Genomic DNA, 16,659 nt, shown 5'->3' on the forward strand with positions numbered 1-16,659 from the left:
CTGAATGCCCGAAGCGTAGCTTGCAGGTTTCCTTCCCGCCAGCCGCATACGAAAAAACCGGCGCGCTTCGTGTGAAGCGGCCGGCTTCTCCGTTTGTCCGGAAGCGCCAGGGGACAGTCCAGCTTATGCGCGGCGGCGGGGTTGGGCGCCGCATCGCGTGCTTCCGCTTGAAAAGATTCAGTCCTCGTCCGCGTCCGGACCGCTCATCATCTCCTCGGCCACCTCGTCGGTTTTACCGCGGATCGCGGCTTCCAACTTGGCGGACATTTCGGGATTCTCCCGCAGGAAATTCTTCGCGTTCTCACGGCCTTGGCCGATGCGGACACTGTCGTAGCTGAACCAGCTGCCCGACTTCTCGACCACGCCGGCCTTTACCCCCAGATCGAGAATTTCACCGATTTTGGAGATGCCCTCGCCATACATGATGTCGAACTCGACCTGCTTGAACGGCGGCGCGACCTTGTTCTTGACGACCTTCACTCGGGTCGAATTACCAACGACCTCGTCGCGATCCTTGATCTGACCGGTGCGGCGGATGTCGAGACGGACCGATGCGTAGAACTTCAGCGCGTTGCCGCCCGTCGTGGTTTCGGGATTGCCGTACATTACGCCGATCTTCATCCGCAACTGGTTGATGAAGATGACCATGCATTTCGAGCGGTTGATCGAACCGGTGAGCTTGCGCAGCGATTGCGACATGAGGCGGGCCTGCAGGCCGACGTGGCTATCGCCCATCTCGCCTTCGATTTCCGCGCGCGGAACGAGCGCCGCGACCGAATCGACCACCAGTACGTCGATCGCATTGGAGCGAACCAGCGTATCGGTGATTTCGAGTGCCTGCTCGCCCGTATCCGGCTGGGAGACGATCAACTCGTCGATATCGACGCCGAGCTTCTTGGCATAAACCGGATCCAGCGCATGTTCGGCATCTACGAATGCCGCCGTTCCGCCCGCTTTCTGGGCTTCGGCAATGCAATGCAGAGCAAGCGTTGTCTTACCCGAACTTTCCGGGCCGTACACCTCGATGACGCGGCCCTTCGGCAGGCCGCCTATCCCGAGCGCAATATCAAGCCCGAGCGAGCCGGTCGAAATTGCTTCGACATTCATCGCCTCGCGGCTGCCCAGCTTCATCGCCGAGCCTTTGCCGAATGCACGATCGATCTGTGCGAGCGCCGCGTCGAGCGCTTTCTGACGGTCTGCGTCCACTTCCTTGTCCTTCACCAACTTGAGATTGGCCGCCATGACATTACCCCTTTCGCTTGACCAGAGCCGTTACCAACCCATCAACTGTTTGAGCATGTACGCGTTATGTTCCGCGAGAACAAGAGCAGAACAACGAGTTTTATCGGTCGTCGGTGTAACAAATCGGGATTCCGACGCCCAAAGTATGTCGATCAGCCGCCTGCCGCGCCCTGTTTCGACATTACCTCGGTTACCTTCGCGTTGATCTGCTGCACGCTGAAGGGCTTAGGAATGAAATACATGTTTTCGATGTCGATTTCGTTGCGAAGCTGCTCTTCGGCATAGCCGCTCATGAACAGGATCGGCAGGTTGGGTTTCACCTTGCGGATCGCGCGGGCCATTGCAGGCCCGTCCATCGCGGGCATCACCACGTCCGACACGATGAGGTCAAACTCGTCCTTGCCGTTGACGACGGCGGCCAGACCTTCCTCGCCATCCGCCGTTGCGGTTACGGCGTAGCCCGCCCTCGTCAGCGCCCGTTCTGCAACGGCGCGAACCATGTCCTCGTCCTCAACAAGAAGGAGCTTGCCACCGCCTGCCCACTCGCTGGCTTTCTGATCGTCCGCATCCTCGCGGCGCTGTACGGGTGGCATGATGCCCTTGTGGACAGGCAGGTACACGGTGAAGCGCGCGCCTTGAAGCTTGCCGTCCGGTCCCATGACATTGTCGGCAAAGATGAAGCCGTTCGATTGCTTGACGATGCCGTACACTGTCGAAAGGCCAAGCCCGGTGCCCTTACCTTGTTCCTTGGTCGTGAAAAAGGGTTCGAAAATCTTGCTGAGATGCTGCTGCGGAATGCCGCCGCCGGTGTCCTGCACGATCAACACGGTATAATCGTCGGCCGGCATGATATCGATGCCCATCTTGCGCACATCACGTGCCGAAACGCGCCGGGTGGCGAGCGTGAGCCGACCTTTCCAGTCCTGCTTCCCGGTCTTGTCCGCATGGGATTGCATCGCATCACGCGCATTGACCGCAAGATTGATGATGACCTGTTCGAGCTGCTGCGGATCGGCGCGAACCGGGCCGAGCTCGCGATCGTGGCGAACGGAGAATTCGATCTTGTCGCCCATGAGGCGCTTCAGGAGCTGACTTACTTCGCTGACCACATCGGGCATCTGCAGGACGACGGGGCGCAGGGTCTGCTGGCGGCTGAAGGCAAGCAATTGGCGCGTTAGGCTGGCGGCGCGGTTGGAGTTGGCGCGGATCTGCTGGATATCGTCGTAGTCGCTGTCGCCCGGCGTGTGACGCAGCAGCATGAGATCGCAATAGCCGATGATCGCGGTCAACACATTGTTGAAATCGTGCGCCACGCCGCCCGCAAGCTGGCCTACAGCCTGCATCTTCGTGGCCTGCGCCACCTGACGACGCAGGCGCTTTTCCTCGGTCGAATCAGAGATCGAAAGCAGAACTGTCGCGTCCCCGATCCCGCGAACGCCGGCTAGCCCGATAGATACAGGTTCCTCTTTATCACCGGCGAGGCGCACGGCCATGTCGCCGCTCGCCATCGCGCCCTTGGCAAACCGTCGAACCGTATCGGCGAGTGCTGCCTTGTCTTCCCGCACCACCAGATCGGACGGGAATTGAGGCAGGCCACCCTCTTCCCGCTCAACAGCTCTGAGGAACGCGGCGTTCGCGTAAAGAAAACGACCGTCGCGGTCAGTAAGCGCCAAGCCCAGCGGAAGTGCCGACAAGAGAGCTTCGAGCTGTGGAACGGCTGCCTTGCCATTATTCTGCCAACCACCGCCGATCCCTACGGAGCTGTCGATCAGAAGCATTAGCGAAGAGGCTTGATCAGCATTGCTGACGGCGCCCGACTCGGCGCTGTCCAACGGAATATGGATGAGGGTTTGCGGCGTACCTTGCTGGCCTTCCTGCGCGTAGAATATTCGATCCCGCTCATCGGAGCGCAGCAATTGGACAAACTCTTGGCCAATCAACGAAACATCGCCCATCCCCGTCGCACGCTCCGCGAGTCCGACCGTGGCCGCCTGGATAATCCCGTCCGGTGCGACAAGTGCGAGCTCGACACCGGCGCGCGAGAACACGACTCCCAAGGGGCCATTGAGGCGCGAAGCCAACATGTCGTAACTGCGTTCCTGGACGACCTGCACGAACCGCCAGACAAGGAAATCCTCGCCTCGGCCCGCTCGCTCCAGCTTAGCGTGCCAGCATATATCGTCGTTCTGATCACGCAAATCGTCGACCTTGATCGCACCCTCGCGCCAGACCTGTCTTGCCCCTTCGAGCAATCGCGAACGGCTCTCCTCGGCTAGTGGCAGTTCGAACGGAGTCTTATCCGCGCCGAACCAGTCGCTGTAAGCGGAGTTTGCGCACGCCATCCGGTTTGCGCGATCCGTAATTGCTATGGCGCGTCGAGCATTCTCGATAGCCACGCCGGTGACAGACCAATCTGGGTGAATGGCAACATCGATTGCGGGTTCTGCCTGAATGCGCGTCGCCAACAACAGGGTAAGAACGATCGTTACGATCCCGCCAGCATAGGCCAGGGCGACCAGCGAACTGCCTCCGAGCAGCCAAATCAGGACCGTCGATACGATGATCGCTCCGGCAATGCCGAACAGTAACGGCAAAGGCGGGAGACCCTGCGAGGACGCCGGACGCATCTCCATCATTTTGCGTCTTTCGTCAGGCGACGATCGAGCCGCCGCTCTATTTCGCGGAGTTTGCGCCGCCTTTTGCTGAAGACCAGCCGCTGCCAGACAAAACCAGCCACGACATAGCCGATCGCCGCCGAAACGAGTGCGAGGACGAGAAAACCAAAGGCGGTCACGCCGCCGAGTTCAAGCCACTGAGCAAGCGCGCCCTGATCGTTTGCCAGATGGCCGGCGCCTCCGCCCACTGCGCGATCGATGTTCAGCACGAACGCGCCGGTACGGTTGGCGAAAACCAACCAGAACGGCAGCGTGAAGGGGTTGGTTACGAACGTCACGATCGCCGCCAGCGGAACGTTCGCCCGTGCCGGCAGAGCAAGAAACGCCGCGAGGAAAATCTGACCGAGGGGGACGATGAACGCCGCGAACAGTCCGAGCGCGACACCGCGCGGTACGCTGCGCCGTGTGAAGCGCCAGAGTTCGGGCGACAGGAAGCGATGCGCGATCGGCTTCAGGAAACGGTTCTGTGCCATTTCCTCGCGCGTCGGCATATGCCGTTCGAAACGGCGCGCAAGCCAATCCTTTGAACGTTTGCGCTTCATAACTCCGAAAATGCAGAAAAGATGGCAGGAACGTTATTCAAAAGAATTTCCGCAAAAGGGTGGCGTGACTGGTGGATAGCCCGATAGCCAGATAGCACAAACCGGGCGTGAACGGCTATCGCTAAGGCCGCCCTCGCCTACCCCTTCTCGCGCATGAGGCGCGCCTTGTCGCGCTTCCAGTCCCGATCCTTCACGGTTTGCCGTTTATCGTGCGCCTGCTTGCCCTTTGCCAGAGCCAGTTCGACCTTCGCGCGACCGGTCTTATTGAAATACACCGACAAGGGAACGAGGGTCATACCCTTACGCTCGACCGCTCCGAACAGGCGCTGGATCTCGCGCTCATGAAGCAGCAGCTTGCGCGGCCGCCGCGGTTCGTGATTGAGCCGGTTGCCGTGGCTGTATTCGGGTATGTTCGAATTGACGAGCCAGACCTGCCCATCGCGAACCTCGGCATAGCTCTCCTTGATCGAGGCTTCGCCCGCGCGCAGCGCCTTCACCTCGGTGCCCTGCAGCGCAAGCCCCGCTTCGTAGGTATCTTCAATATGATAGTCGAACCGCACCCGTCGGTTGTCGGCGACGACGCGTTGCTTGTCGAACGTTTCGGGTTTGGGGCGAGCCATGATGAGCGGAACCTAAGAAGTAAGCAGCTTAAACCAAGCCCGCATGGACGAGAGCGTCATCCACCGCTTCCCGCGCGGCGTCTGAACAGGCGACGATCGGCAGCCTTACCTCGTCGCTTAGCCAGTCGTGTACGCGACTGAGGGCGTACTTGACCGGTGCGGGGCTCGCATCCTCGAACATTGCATAGTGCAGCGGGTAGAGTTTGTCGTTCAGTTCACGCGCCCGGACCAAATCGTTGTCGGCGCACGCTTGCTGGAAATCGCAGCATAGCTTCGGCGCGACGTTTGCGGTCACGGAAATACAGCCGACGGCGCCCGCAGCGTTGGCGGGAAGCGCCAGTTCGTCGTCGCCAGAGAGCTGGCAGAAATCACGTCCGATGCCCATGCGATGATCGGTCACGCGGCTCAAATCGCCGCTCGCATCCTTTATCGCGACGATCTTTTCGGGATAGCGCTTCGCCAATTCGCAAACGGTGTCCGGCTCTATATCGGTAACCGTACGTCCCGGAACGTTGTACAGCACGATGGGCAAGTCGCTGTTTTCGGCCAGATGGCTGAAATGTGCAATCAAGCCCGTCTGGCTCGGCCGGTTGTAGTAAGGCGCGACACACAGACCCGCAGCTGCTCCCGCCTTTCGCGAGAAGCTCATGTGTAACAAGGCGTTCTGCGTATCGTTGCTGCCGCAGCCGGCAATCACAGGCACCCTGCCCGCTGCCTGTTCAACGCATAATTCGATGACACGGTGATGCTCCGCATTCGACAGGGTCGAGGCCTCGCCTGTCGTGCCGCAGGCGACCAGAGCCGTGCTGCCGTTCTCGATCTGGAAGTCGATCAACCGGCGAAACCCCTCCTCATCGATCGTCCCATCGCGAAACGGCGTCACAAGAGCGGGAATCGAACCTGAAAACATTGCCGGTAACCTGCGTTGCAATAAAGAGAAATGGGGCAAGCCGCACGCGTCTCGCCATAATTGATTCAGCGCCTGATAAGGAGGGCACAGGCATTATGTCCAGCATGGGCACAAAAACACTTACCGCACTTTTCTTTACCTCCGCCGCCACCCTCGCTTTTCCTGTCGCCGCCTCGGCGCAGGATGGCGCAAGCTGGGATGCCGCGCGCAATTCGATGGTTGCGCAGCAGCCAGGCCGGATCGCGCAGGCGGTGGACCGCTGGCAATATCTGATCGGGCAGGACAATCTCTCGTTCGGTGACTATGCCAATTTCATCACGACCTATCCCGGCTTTCCCCAGCAGGACCGGTTGCAGCAACGTGCTGAAAGCGCGCTCGACCGAGATGCGGTGACGCCGGAGACGCTGGTCGCCTTCTTCGATCGCAATCCGCCGATCACCAATGGCGCAAAGGCGCGCTACGCCCTTGCCCTTGCTGCGCAGAACCGCCCGCAAGCCTTCGACATAGCGCGCGAAGCGTGGCGCGGCGGCCGGATGAGCGGCCCAGCCGAAGCCTATATGCAAGGCTTGTTCGGCGCCCGCCTTACCCAAGCCGATCACGATGCGCGAATGGATGCATTGCTGTGGCAGAGCGAGCAGGAAGCCGCTGCACGGCAAGTCGTGCGGGTTTCTCCCGCCTATCGCGACATAGCGATGGCCCGGCTGGCGCTGCTACAGGGTAGCCTTCCGTCCGATGCCGGCCTTTCGACCCCACCCGCCGCTTTGGCCGATAGCGGCTATGTCTACAATCTCGCCGGCTATTACCGTCAGAACGGTCAACTGCCTGCGGCAATCAGCTTGCTTGCGACCCGTGCGCCGTTCTCCGATTCGGCCTTCGACCCGGAAGACTACATCGGCCGTGCGCTCGACATCGCAAAGGGGGCGGGCTCCGAGCCTGCCGTACGCATCGCAGCCAACGTCGACGATCTGTTTGAACCGGGAGCCGACATTTCCACCATGTCGTACCGCCTGCGCGACGATTACACATCGCTAATGTGGCTAGGCGGGACCAAGGCGCTATGGTCGCTGGACGACGGAAATCGCGCCGCTCCGCTCTTCTACAGGTACGGCGCCGCTGCCCAGACCCCGCCCACCCGTTCCAAAGGTTTCTATTGGGCAGGTTATGCCGCCAAACGCGCAGGCAACAACGCCGAGGCGCAGCGCTATTTCGATATGGCCGCCGAATATCCCGAACGCTTTTACGGCCAACTGGCCTTAAAAGAACTCGGCCGCCCAGTTCCCTCGCTCGGCAGCGTCAACCTCGCCTTGCCCTCGGCCGAGCAACGTGCCGCTTTCCAGGCTACGCCGATCGTCGCAGCGGTGCGCGAGGTTTCCAAGGGCGCCCCTTGGCGGACCGGAATTCAATTCTATCGCGCTTTGGCGGACAATGCGGACACGCCGGTAGACCATGCTCTGGTCGCCGAACTGGCACGCGAGACGGGCCGCCGCGACCTTGCCGTCAATCTCGCGGATGCGGCAGGCGCGAAGGGCCATGACGGTTTCGTCGCCCAAGGCTATCCTGTGATGCCGGTTCCGCCGGGCTCTAACTGGACGATGGTGCATGCGATCACGCGGCAGGAAAGCCAGTTCGCCGGCAACGCGATCAGTCATGCCGGTGCCCGCGGCCTGATGCAGCTCATGCCCGGAACCGCGCGCGAGCAGGCAGGCAAGCTCGGTATGAACTATATGTCCGCCAGCCTGATCGATTCGCCGAGCTACAACATCCAGCTCGGCAACGCCTATATCGGGCGGATGCTCGATTATTACGGCGGGAGCTATCCGCTCGCCGTCGCCGCTTACAATGCCGGCCCTGGCAATGTGAACAAGTGGCTTCGCGCAAATGGCGATCCGCGGACCGGAGCGGTTTCTTGGATCGACTGGATCGAACAGATTCCGTTCTACGAGACCAAGAACTACGTGCAACGCGTGCTGGAAAACGCCGCCGTGTACGAACAGCTCAATCCCGACAAGGCGCGCATGGGCAATCCGCGTACGGTGAGTGACTTTCTGCGGTAAGCTTTGCTAGGGGCGGCGGATGGCTGCCGCCCCTTCCAACCCCGTCACCGCCGCAGGCTATGCCGCGATGAAGGCGCGCTACGACCATCTTCTGGGAACCGAGCGACCGGAAATCGTCGAAATCGTCAGTTGGGCGGCCGGCAATGGCGACCGCAGCGAGAACGGCGACTACCTTTACGGCCGCAAGCGCATGCGCGAGATCGACCGCGAACTGGCGCATCTCTCCCGCCGGATGAAAGCGGCACGCGTCATCGACCCGGCAGAACAGCCCGACAAAACTCGCGTGTTCTTCGGCGCGACTGTGATCTTGATAGACGAGGACGATGCAACGCGAACCGTCACCCTCGTCGGCGATGACGAACAGGATGCGAGTGCAGGGCGGATCGGCTGGTCCAGTCCGCTGGCTCGCGCGCTCAAGGGCGCATCGGTGGGCGACGTGCGCAGCGTTCGTCTTCCCGGCGGAGTGAAGGAGTGGGAAATCGATGCGATCGACTATCGCTAGGTTCACGCTGATCTTCGTGGTCGCCTTTTCGGCCAGCACGCTGTCGGCGAAAGACAGTCTCGGTATATTCGAAAGCTGGGGCGCCTTCAGGGATGCGCCGAACGGTCGCTGCTACGCTATCGCTACGCCTTTACCCACCGCGAGTAAGCGGGACATCGCCGCTTACGCCAGCGTTGGCACCTGGCCGCAACGCCGATTGCGTGGGCAAGTCTATTTCAAGCTTGGGCGCCGTACGCGGCCGGGAACGCGCATCAGCCTTCGCGTCGGTAACAGCTGGTACAAGATGAGCGGCAGCAGGAGCGATGTTTGGGCGTTCGATGCGCAAACCAATGCCGCGATCCTCGCCGGTATGCGCTCATCGCAGAGCATGACGATCGCTGCATTCGACACGCGCGGCAATCGCTTCACGGACCGTTATCCGCTCGCTGGCGCGGCAACGGCGATCGACGCCGCAACTCTGGCTTGCGGTCGGAAATAAAAAGGCCGGAGGCGCTGTACGCCCCCGGCCAATGGTTCGATCTAATCGCAAAGATTAGAAGCGGAAGCCGAAGCCCGCCATGATCTGGTGACGGTCGAGGTCGATGTCACCGACATCGACATCATCCCCGTTGTCGAACTCGACTTCGGCATCGCTGTAGTTCGAATAACGGTATTCGAGCTTGGCGAAGGTGTTTTCGCTCAGCGCGTATTCCGCACCCGCACCGACGCGGTAGCCATCTGCACGTAGATCTTCGTTTAGATTGAATTCACCGCCGCGCGAACGGAGGTTGTACGAAGCATTGGTGTAACCACCCTTCACGTAAAGCAGCAGATCGGGCTGCGCCAAGATACCGGCGCGCGCACCGATGTACAGATCGCGACCGGTTTCGACATTGCCGAGGCCGATGCCTTCGAAGTCACCGTCGTTGAATTCCGTTTCGGCGGTCGAACCGGTGTATTCACCTTCGATGCCGATCACGGCACCACCGGCGTTAAAGTCGTATCCGATGCCAACGCCGTAGTTCAGACCGTCGATCGACTGATCGTCGTTGTCGATGTCGTCGTTGTCTATCGTGCTGCCGGCTTTACTAATGTCGTAGCCGAGCAATACTTCCCCGCGCGGCCCGGTGAAGGGACCATCGATCGCACTCTGTGCCGCTGCAGGCGAAGCCATCATGGCAATCGTACCGGCGGCAAGAAGGAAAGCTGTCTTTTTCATTAACGTTACTCCAAGTGTATTTAGGCACGCAAGGTTGTTCCCCGTCGCGTGGTTTCAATACGTTCGGAATACGGGCGGGTTTCATGAACGCCGCACAACAGAATAATGTTGTTTATTTGCCACAACAGTTTTCAAATTTGTATTTAAATTCAGCCTCTTGGTCGAAAATGGAGGAGGGTGTTCCGGAAAATTCGACGAATGCACTTGAAAGCAACCGGCGCCATCCAACGCGTATGCCGCGCAGTCTCAGGCTTTCGTCTGAAGGTCCGAGGCCCTATATACCCCCTATGGCCGTTTCAGAATTGATGAGCATCCCGGGACAGATCGATCCCGTCCCCGCCGCGCGCGACATCACGCCGCGTGCCGACGGTCGCACCGACCTGATCGGCTTGCCCAAGGCGCGCATTTGCGAACTGTTCGAACAGGCAGGTCTTGATGGCAAGCAGGCGAAGCTTCGTGCGAAACAGGTGTTCCACTGGCTGTATCATCGCGGCGTGACTGAGTTCGAAGCGATGACCGACATCGCCAAGACGATGCGCCCCTGGCTGGCGGAGCGTTTCGTGATTGGCCGCCCCGACGTGGTCGAGGCACAGCATTCTACCGACGGTACGCGCAAATGGCTCCTCAAGACTGCCGATGGTCATGAGTTCGAGATGGTGTTCATCCCCGACGCCGATCGCGGAACCTTGTGCGTTTCCAGTCAGGTCGGCTGCACCCTCAATTGCCGCTTCTGCCATACGGGAACGATGCGCTTGGTCCGCAACCTTACGCCGGGAGAGATCGTCGGCCAGGTCATGCTGGCGCGCGATGCGCTGGGCGAATGGCCAAAGGGCAAGATGGATTTCGCCGAGGTCGAAAGTGAGGCGGAATATACCGCCGACGGGCGCTTGCTCACCAATATCGTGATGATGGGCATGGGCGAGCCGCTCTACAATTTCGACAATGTTCGCGATGCGTTGCGTCTGGTGATGGATGGCGACGGTCTCGCCTTGTCCAAGCGCCGGATCACGCTTTCCACCAGTGGCGTGGTCCCTATGATGGAGCGCTGCGGCGAAGAGATCGGCGTCAATTTGGCCGTCTCTCTTCACGCGGTGAGCAAGAATGTGCGGGACGAGATCGTGCCGCTCAACAGGAAATACGGCATCGAGGAATTGCTTTCGGCCTGCGCCGCCTATCCGGGTGCCAGCAATGCCCGGCGCATCACGTTCGAGTACGTGATGCTGAAGGACAAGAACGATAGCGATGCCGATGCGCGCGAACTGGTCCGCCTGCTCAGGCAGTACGACCTGCCGGCCAAGGTGAACCTGATCCCGTTCAATCCATGGCCCGGCGCGGTTTACGAATGCTCCACGCCGGAACGGGTGAAGCGCTTTTCCGATATCGTGTTCGAAGGCGGCATCTCCGCACCCGTCCGTACGCCGCGCGGGCGCGACATCGATGCAGCCTGCGGTCAGCTCAAGACGACAGCGGAGAAGAAGAGCCGGGCGGAACGCGACCGCGAAGCTGCGGCGGCGGTGTGAGCGCAGACGCGGCGACGCTAGCGTTCTACGAAGCGCAGGCGCCGCGCTATACGATGAGCTTCGGCACCGCGCCAAGCCGCGATCTCGACGCGTTTCTTGACCGCTTGCAACCCGGCGCCCGCATTCTAGAACTCGGATGCGGAGCCGGGCGCGATGCGGCCCGCATGCTGGAGCGCGGGTTCGACGTTGATCCTACCGACGGGTCGGTAGCGATGGTACGGAAGGCGAAAGAGCGCTTCGATCTCCCTGCTCGCACCATGCGGTTCGACGAACTGGGCGCGGAACACATATATGATGCCGTGTGGGCGCATGCCTCCCTTCTCCATGTCGCAAGAATGGATATGCCCGAAGTGCTTACAGCTATCCACCGTGCGCTGGTTCCAAGCGGCTGGCACCAAGCAAGTTTCAAGCTCGGAAACGATGAAGGTCGCGACCTGCTTGGCCGCCTACACAACTTCCCCGATACGGACTGGATCGATGAGCAGTATCGGCTAGCCGGGTTCGAAGTCGTATCGAAGTCGACCTATCCCGGTAAAGGCGCCGACGGAACGATGCGCGACTGGATCGCCCTCACCTGCCGGACGCCATCATGAACGCGATCCGGGTGGACGCCATTTGCGCGGGTGGGATAGCCGCCCTCCCCGGCGGCAAGCGAAGCGGTATCTCCAAGGCACCGCTCGAAGGAACCGTCCGCATCTGTTCGCGCGGGATCGGATGCGATGTGCAGGCCGACCGCACGCACCATGGCTTTCCTGCGATGGCGCTGCATCATTATCCGGCCGAACATTACGATTGGCTTCGCGCAACGTTCGGCGCGCTGCCGCGGCTCGAAGGGCCTGGCAGCATGGGAGAGAACATTGCTGCATCCGGACTGCTCGAAGACGATGTCCGGATCGGTGATCGTTTCCGCCTGGGAACGGCCATGATTGAAATATCGCAGCCCCGCCAACCCTGCGCGACGATCGAGAAGCATCTGGAATGCGCCGGCATCGTGAAAGCAATCGTTCGCGCTTCTCGATGCGGTTGGTTCTACAGGGTGCTCGAAGAAGGCTATGTGCGCGCAGGCGATCGCCTCGTTCGCGAGGACAGCGGTCATTCCGAATGGACGATCAAGCGTACGTTCGACGCGGTCTACGGAAATTCCCGAGACGAGGATGCCATGCGCCAAATCGCAAACTTGGACCGCGTCTCCGATCGTCTTGTCCACGATATAAGCAAGCGCCTTTCGATTTGAGCGGCTCTGTTCGTCGGACAATATCGCGCAACTCGTCGTAAATGAAGCTTCGATACGCTTTGTTAATCTCCGGTTGGGGATCTATGAACGAAATCCGTGATTGTGAGCTCCATGTTCAGATGAAGGGACGATACGATGAAGAAGTTCGCAATCGCATTCGCAGCAGGCGCCTTGGCTCTGACCGGGATCGGGACCGCCGCCCCGGCCCTCGCCGATCCGCCCCGCTGGGCACCCGCGCACGGTAAACGCGCACATGATCGTGCCGAACGACGTTACGAGCGTAGGCAGGAACGGCGCTACGAGCGCCGCCAGGCGCGCCGCATCTACGACGATCGTGGAAGGTATTACGAGCCGCGCCGCATTACGCGAAACAACTATATGTGGCGCGGGAACGACGGCCGGTATTATTGCCGCCGCGACAACGGAACGACCGGACTGGTTATCGGTGCGGGCGTCGGCGCCCTCGCTGGCCATGAGATCGCAGGCAGCGGCAACCGCACACTGGGTGCCATTCTCGGCGGTGTTCTCGGCGGTGTCGTCGGCCGCGAGATCGATCGCGGTAGCCTGAACTGCCGCTAAAACCGATAAGAAACTGAAGCCGCCGTCCTCCGGGATGGCGGCTTTTTCTCCGCTTCGTTCATTGCATGCAAATCCGCTTGGCGTTTAAGACCCTGCAATGCACGCGGCGGAACACCCTTGAGCAGACCAGCAGTCCTCGTGACGGGTGGAGCCAAGCGGGTCGGCGCTGCCATCGTACGCCGCTTTGCCGAAGCGGGATGGCTTGTGGTCATCCATTACGGAACGTCGCAAGACGCGGCAGAAACGCTGGCCGAGGAATTGCCGAGTGCGGAAACCGTACAGTGCGATCTGGCGAATAGCGACGAGGTCCGCTCCATGGTGAAGCAGCTTGCCGAAGCCCTTCCCGATTGGCGCGCGCTGATCAATTCCGCCGCGGTCTTCGAACCCGATGACGTAACCGCGCTCGACGACGATACCAACCGCGCGGCAATGCAGGTGAATGCGCGTGCATCTGCTATCCTTGCGCAATCGTACCTTGCCCATGCCAAAGCCGACGGCGGCAGGTGCGTAATCCAGATTACGGATCAGAAGCTGCAAAACCCCAACCCCGATTTCTTCAGTTACACGATGAGCAAACACGCCGTCGATGCGACGATCCGGATGCTGGCTATGGGGGCGGCAAGACCGGACGACCGGGTCTATGGCGTCGCCCCCGGTGCCATCCTGCCCAGCCATGATCAGAGCGAGGCCGAGGCCGAGATATCCCACCGCATGAACCTGCTGGGCCGCCGAACCCACGCCCGCGAAGTCGCCGATGCCTGCCTCTTTCTCGCCGGTGGGCTGTTTGAAAGCGGTCAGACGCTTTACGTCGATTCCGGTCAGCACCTTTGCGACCAGCCGCGCGACGTCATCTATCTCGCACGCGAGGATGTGCGCGCATGAAACGACACGCCCTTTCAACTCGCCTGTGGCATTGGACGAACCTCGTCTGCGTCGTAGTGATGTTCATGTCCGGCCTGACGATATCGAACGCTCACCCTCGCCTCTATTGGGGCGAATGGGGCTTCGCGCCCGGCCAGGCGTGGCTGATGGTGCCGCGCTTTCCGGACTGGATGACGGTTCCCGGCTATTACAGCCTCGCCGTCGCACGCGACTGGCATATCCTGATGGCCTGGCCTTTTGCGCTGGCCCTCCTTTTTATCTGGATCGCGATGCTGGCGAACGGCCACTTCTTCCGCGACATCCTGACGCGGCGCACGGAATGGGCGCCGCACAACATCGCGAAGGACGTGAAAGCGCATCTGCGCCTCGATTTCGATCACGGTTCGGGAAAGTACAACTTCCTTCAGAAGCTGACCTACGCCATCGTGTTCGGCATCTTGCTGCCGGGCATGGTGTTCACCGGCATTTCGATCAGTCCGGGGATGGAACCGAGCTTCGGCTGGGTGGTCGATCTGTTCGGCGGGCGGCAATCGGCGCGCAGCTTCCATTTCATCTTCGCCTTCTCGATCCTTGGCTTTCTCATCCTGCATGTCACGCTGGTGATGCTGGCCGGCCCGTTCAAGCTGTTGCGTGGCATGATCACGGGGAGGCAAAGCGATGAGGCGTAGGAATTTTCTTGTCGCAGCCGGCGCTGCCTTCGTCGCGGGATGCAACCGCGTGGCGGATAGCAAACCCGCCGCGCGTTTGCTCGATGCGGCAGAAAGCTGGCACAAAAGCGCCCAGCGGTTTCTCAATCCCCCCGATGCGCTGGTTCGGGAATATTCCCGCGCCGACATTTCGCCCTTCTTTCGCGGTAACGGTACGACTGAACCGGGCGGTGCCTATCCCGCAATGCAGTCGAACGGTTTTGCCGACTGGAGGCTGGAGGTCCGTGGACTGGTCGACAATCCGCTGTCTCTCACGCTCGAAAATATCCGGCGCCTGCCGCAACGTACCCAGATCACCCGGCACGATTGCGTGGAAGGGTGGAGCGCGATCGGCGAGTGGGCCGGCCCGCAACTCTCCATCCTGCTTGAGGCCGCCGGCTTGCAGGACGACGCGCGGTTCATCGTGTTCCGCTGCTTCGACAATCTCTCCGGTTCCGATTATTACGAGAGCGTCGATCTGGTCGATGCCTTTCATCCACAAACCATCGTTGCGCATATGCTGAACGGAGAACCGCTGCCCGTGCGCAACGGCGCGCCTCTACGCATGCGGATCGAACGTCAATTGGGTTACAAGCACGCGAAGTATCTGACCGGTATCGAAGCCGTCTCCAGTCTCGACGATATCGGTGCGGGCGGCGGAGGGTACTGGGAGGATCGATCGGGCTACCAATGGTATGCCGGTATCTGAGGCTTGATTTAGCGTCCTCCGAGCGCCTAGCGCCGCGGCATGAATAGAAACGTACTTTCAAATTTTCTGCGTTCCATCGTGAAGCGCGGCACACTGGAAGTTGTCTACGCCGACGGGTCGATCGACGCATTCGGTGCTTTCGACGAAGACTTTCCGGATGTCGCGATCTCTTTCTCCGACGACGAAGTTCCGCGCGATATTCTGATCGACCCGCGCCTCGGTGCCGCGGAAGCGTTCATGGACGGTCGCCTCAATATGGAGCGCGGCGGGATCATTGACCTCATCTACCTCCTGCGCGCCAACCAGCCTTGGGATAAAGGCGGCGAACTACGCGGCCCGAAGCTCGGCAAGCGGCTGCTGAACAGGGCGGCGTTCGGTATCGAGGGATTGAATGATCGCATTCGGTCGAAGCGCAACGTGTCGCATCATTACGATATCGGCAACGACCTCTACCGCCTGATGCTCGATCCCGAACACATGCAATATAGCTGCGGATACTGGCCGGAAGGCGTGACGACGTTGGCTGAAGCGCAGGAAGCCAAATTGGCGCATATCGCCGCCAAGCTGTACCTCCAGCCGGGTCAGCGTGTGCTCGATATCGGCTGCGGCTGGGGTGGAATGGCCATCTTCCTCGCGCAGAAATTCGACGTTCGGGTGCTCGGCATCACGCTCAGCGAGGAGCAACTCGCCCTCGCCCGCGAACGCGCAAGGGAAGCGGGCGTGGCGGACAAGGTGTCCTTCGAACTGGTGGATTACCGCGACCTGCCCGAACGCGGCGAGACATTCGACCGTATAGTCTCCGTCGGCATGTTCGAACATGTCGGCCGGCCGCAGTTCGGCACGTTCTTCGAAACCTGCGGCAATTTGCTTGGCCCGGACGGGGTCATACTGGTCCACACCATTGGACGGTTCGGCGGTCCGGGCACGACCGATGCGTTCACGCGCAAATATATCTTCCCTGGCGGCTATATCCCCGCGCTCTCCGAAATGCTCGCCGCTAGCGAGAAATACCGCCTCATCCATACAGACGTCGAAACGCTTCGATTGCACTACGCGAAAACGCTGCGCGCCTGGTACGCCAATTGCGAAGCCAACCGTGAGGCAATCATCGCGATGTACGATGAGCGGTTCTATCGGATGTGGACCTTCTATCTCGCCGGCGCGACCGCAGCCTTCGAATGGGGCGGAATGGGCAATTACCAGATCCAGTACTGCCGCATCCGCCGCACACTTCCCCTTTCGCGCGATTACATGGCGGAAACGGAGCGAAGTCTGAGGTAGATTGTCCGCAGCGAACAAAGAGAGG

17 protein-coding genes are annotated in these 16,659 nt (G+C 60.6%); 11 read left to right on the forward strand and 6 right to left on the reverse strand.

The genetic code is table 11. The features are described 5' to 3' along the window. Nucleotides 1-177 precede the first annotated feature (177 nt). The 5 genes from recA to dapA form a co-directional block, all read right to left on the reverse strand. On the reverse strand, nucleotides 178-1,242 hold the full coding sequence (gene recA, locus E3U23_RS10620; RefSeq protein ID WP_279351243.1) for a recombinase RecA: 1,065 nt from the start codon (nucleotides 1,240-1,242) through the stop codon (nucleotides 178-180). Between the two features lie 152 nt (nucleotides 1,243-1,394). Beyond that, nucleotides 1,395-3,878, reverse strand: a complete 2,484-nt coding sequence (locus E3U23_RS10625; RefSeq protein WP_431732683.1) for a hybrid sensor histidine kinase/response regulator — start codon at nucleotides 3,876-3,878, stop codon at nucleotides 1,395-1,397. Beyond that, on the reverse strand, nucleotides 3,875-4,459 hold the full coding sequence (locus E3U23_RS10630; RefSeq protein WP_279351244.1) for a DUF2062 domain-containing protein: 585 nt from the start codon (nucleotides 4,457-4,459) through the stop codon (nucleotides 3,875-3,877). The genes E3U23_RS10625 and E3U23_RS10630 overlap by 4 nt, the downstream gene beginning before the upstream one ends. A gap of 137 nt (nucleotides 4,460-4,596) precedes the next feature. Continuing rightward, entirely contained in the window at nucleotides 4,597-5,079 is a 483-nt protein-coding gene (gene smpB / locus E3U23_RS10635) for an SsrA-binding protein SmpB (RefSeq protein WP_279351245.1), read from the reverse strand. Nucleotides 5,080-5,107: 28 nt separating this feature from the next. Beyond that, entirely contained in the window at nucleotides 5,108-5,989 is an 882-nt protein-coding gene (gene dapA, locus E3U23_RS10640; RefSeq protein ID WP_279351246.1) for a 4-hydroxy-tetrahydrodipicolinate synthase, read from the reverse strand. A gap of 95 nt (nucleotides 5,990-6,084) precedes the next feature. Between dapA and E3U23_RS10645 the strand changes: the two genes are divergently transcribed. The 3 genes from E3U23_RS10645 to E3U23_RS10655 are packed head-to-tail and all read left to right on the forward strand — an operon-like array spanning nucleotide 6,085 to nucleotide 9,023. After that, the gene (locus tag E3U23_RS10645) at nucleotides 6,085-8,043 is read left to right on the forward strand and encodes a lytic transglycosylase domain-containing protein (protein ID WP_279351247.1); all 1,959 of its coding nucleotides are present in this window, start codon (nucleotides 6,085-6,087) and stop codon (nucleotides 8,041-8,043) included. 19 nt (nucleotides 8,044-8,062) lie between these two features. Further along, nucleotides 8,063-8,545 carry a GreA/GreB family elongation factor gene (locus E3U23_RS10650; RefSeq protein WP_279351248.1) on the forward strand — a complete coding sequence of 161 codons (483 nt, stop codon included), beginning with the start codon at nucleotides 8,063-8,065 and terminating at the stop codon, nucleotides 8,543-8,545. Next, nucleotides 8,526-9,023 carry a hypothetical protein gene (locus tag E3U23_RS10655; protein ID WP_279351249.1) on the forward strand — a complete coding sequence of 166 codons (498 nt, stop codon included), beginning with the start codon at nucleotides 8,526-8,528 and terminating at the stop codon, nucleotides 9,021-9,023. Before E3U23_RS10650 ends, E3U23_RS10655 begins: the two co-directional genes overlap by 20 nt. 54 nt (nucleotides 9,024-9,077) lie before the next feature. On the opposite strand, the gene E3U23_RS10660 is transcribed toward E3U23_RS10655, so the two are convergent. Continuing rightward, nucleotides 9,078-9,743 carry an outer membrane protein gene (locus tag E3U23_RS10660; protein WP_279351250.1) on the reverse strand — a complete coding sequence of 222 codons (666 nt, stop codon included), beginning with the start codon at nucleotides 9,741-9,743 and terminating at the stop codon, nucleotides 9,078-9,080. A gap of 287 nt (nucleotides 9,744-10,030) precedes the next feature. On the opposite strand from E3U23_RS10660, the gene rlmN reads away from it, so the two are divergent. From rlmN to E3U23_RS10700, 8 genes are all read left to right on the forward strand, one after another. Beyond that, nucleotides 10,031-11,263 (forward strand): 23S rRNA (adenine(2503)-C(2))-methyltransferase RlmN, encoded by a 1,233-nt coding sequence (gene rlmN, locus E3U23_RS10665; protein ID WP_279351251.1) that lies wholly within the window; start codon nucleotides 10,031-10,033, stop codon nucleotides 11,261-11,263. Further along, a complete protein-coding gene (locus E3U23_RS10670; RefSeq protein WP_279351252.1) occupies nucleotides 11,260-11,856 on the forward strand; it encodes a class I SAM-dependent methyltransferase in 597 nt (198 codons plus the stop codon). The genes rlmN and E3U23_RS10670 overlap by 4 nt, the downstream gene beginning before the upstream one ends. Then, on the forward strand, nucleotides 11,853-12,497 hold the full coding sequence (locus E3U23_RS10675) for an MOSC domain-containing protein (RefSeq protein ID WP_279351253.1): 645 nt from the start codon (nucleotides 11,853-11,855) through the stop codon (nucleotides 12,495-12,497). The genes E3U23_RS10670 and E3U23_RS10675 overlap by 4 nt, the downstream gene beginning before the upstream one ends. 135 nt (nucleotides 12,498-12,632) lie before the next feature. After that, nucleotides 12,633-13,076: a glycine zipper 2TM domain-containing protein gene (locus tag E3U23_RS10680; protein ID WP_279351254.1), complete on the forward strand. Its 444-nt coding sequence runs from the start codon at nucleotides 12,633-12,635 to the stop codon at nucleotides 13,074-13,076. A gap of 117 nt (nucleotides 13,077-13,193) precedes the next feature. Further along, nucleotides 13,194-13,958: an SDR family oxidoreductase gene (locus tag E3U23_RS10685; protein WP_279351255.1), complete on the forward strand. Its 765-nt coding sequence runs from the start codon at nucleotides 13,194-13,196 to the stop codon at nucleotides 13,956-13,958. Next, a complete protein-coding gene (locus E3U23_RS10690) occupies nucleotides 13,955-14,626 on the forward strand; it encodes a cytochrome b/b6 domain-containing protein (RefSeq protein ID WP_279351256.1) in 672 nt (223 codons plus the stop codon). Before E3U23_RS10685 ends, E3U23_RS10690 begins: the two co-directional genes overlap by 4 nt. Beyond that, the gene (locus tag E3U23_RS10695) at nucleotides 14,616-15,353 is read left to right on the forward strand and encodes a molybdopterin-dependent oxidoreductase (RefSeq protein ID WP_279351257.1); all 738 of its coding nucleotides are present in this window, start codon (nucleotides 14,616-14,618) and stop codon (nucleotides 15,351-15,353) included. Before E3U23_RS10690 ends, E3U23_RS10695 begins: the two co-directional genes overlap by 11 nt. A 39-nt stretch (nucleotides 15,354-15,392) precedes the next feature. Then, nucleotides 15,393-16,634, forward strand: coding sequence for a cyclopropane-fatty-acyl-phospholipid synthase (locus E3U23_RS10700; protein WP_279351258.1), 1,242 nt, complete (start codon nucleotides 15,393-15,395; stop codon nucleotides 16,632-16,634). Nucleotides 16,635-16,659 lie beyond the last annotated feature (25 nt).

This window comes from Erythrobacter litoralis, from assembly GCF_029760855.1.
GTDB lineage: Bacteria > Pseudomonadota > Alphaproteobacteria > Sphingomonadales > Sphingomonadaceae > Qipengyuania > Qipengyuania litoralis_A.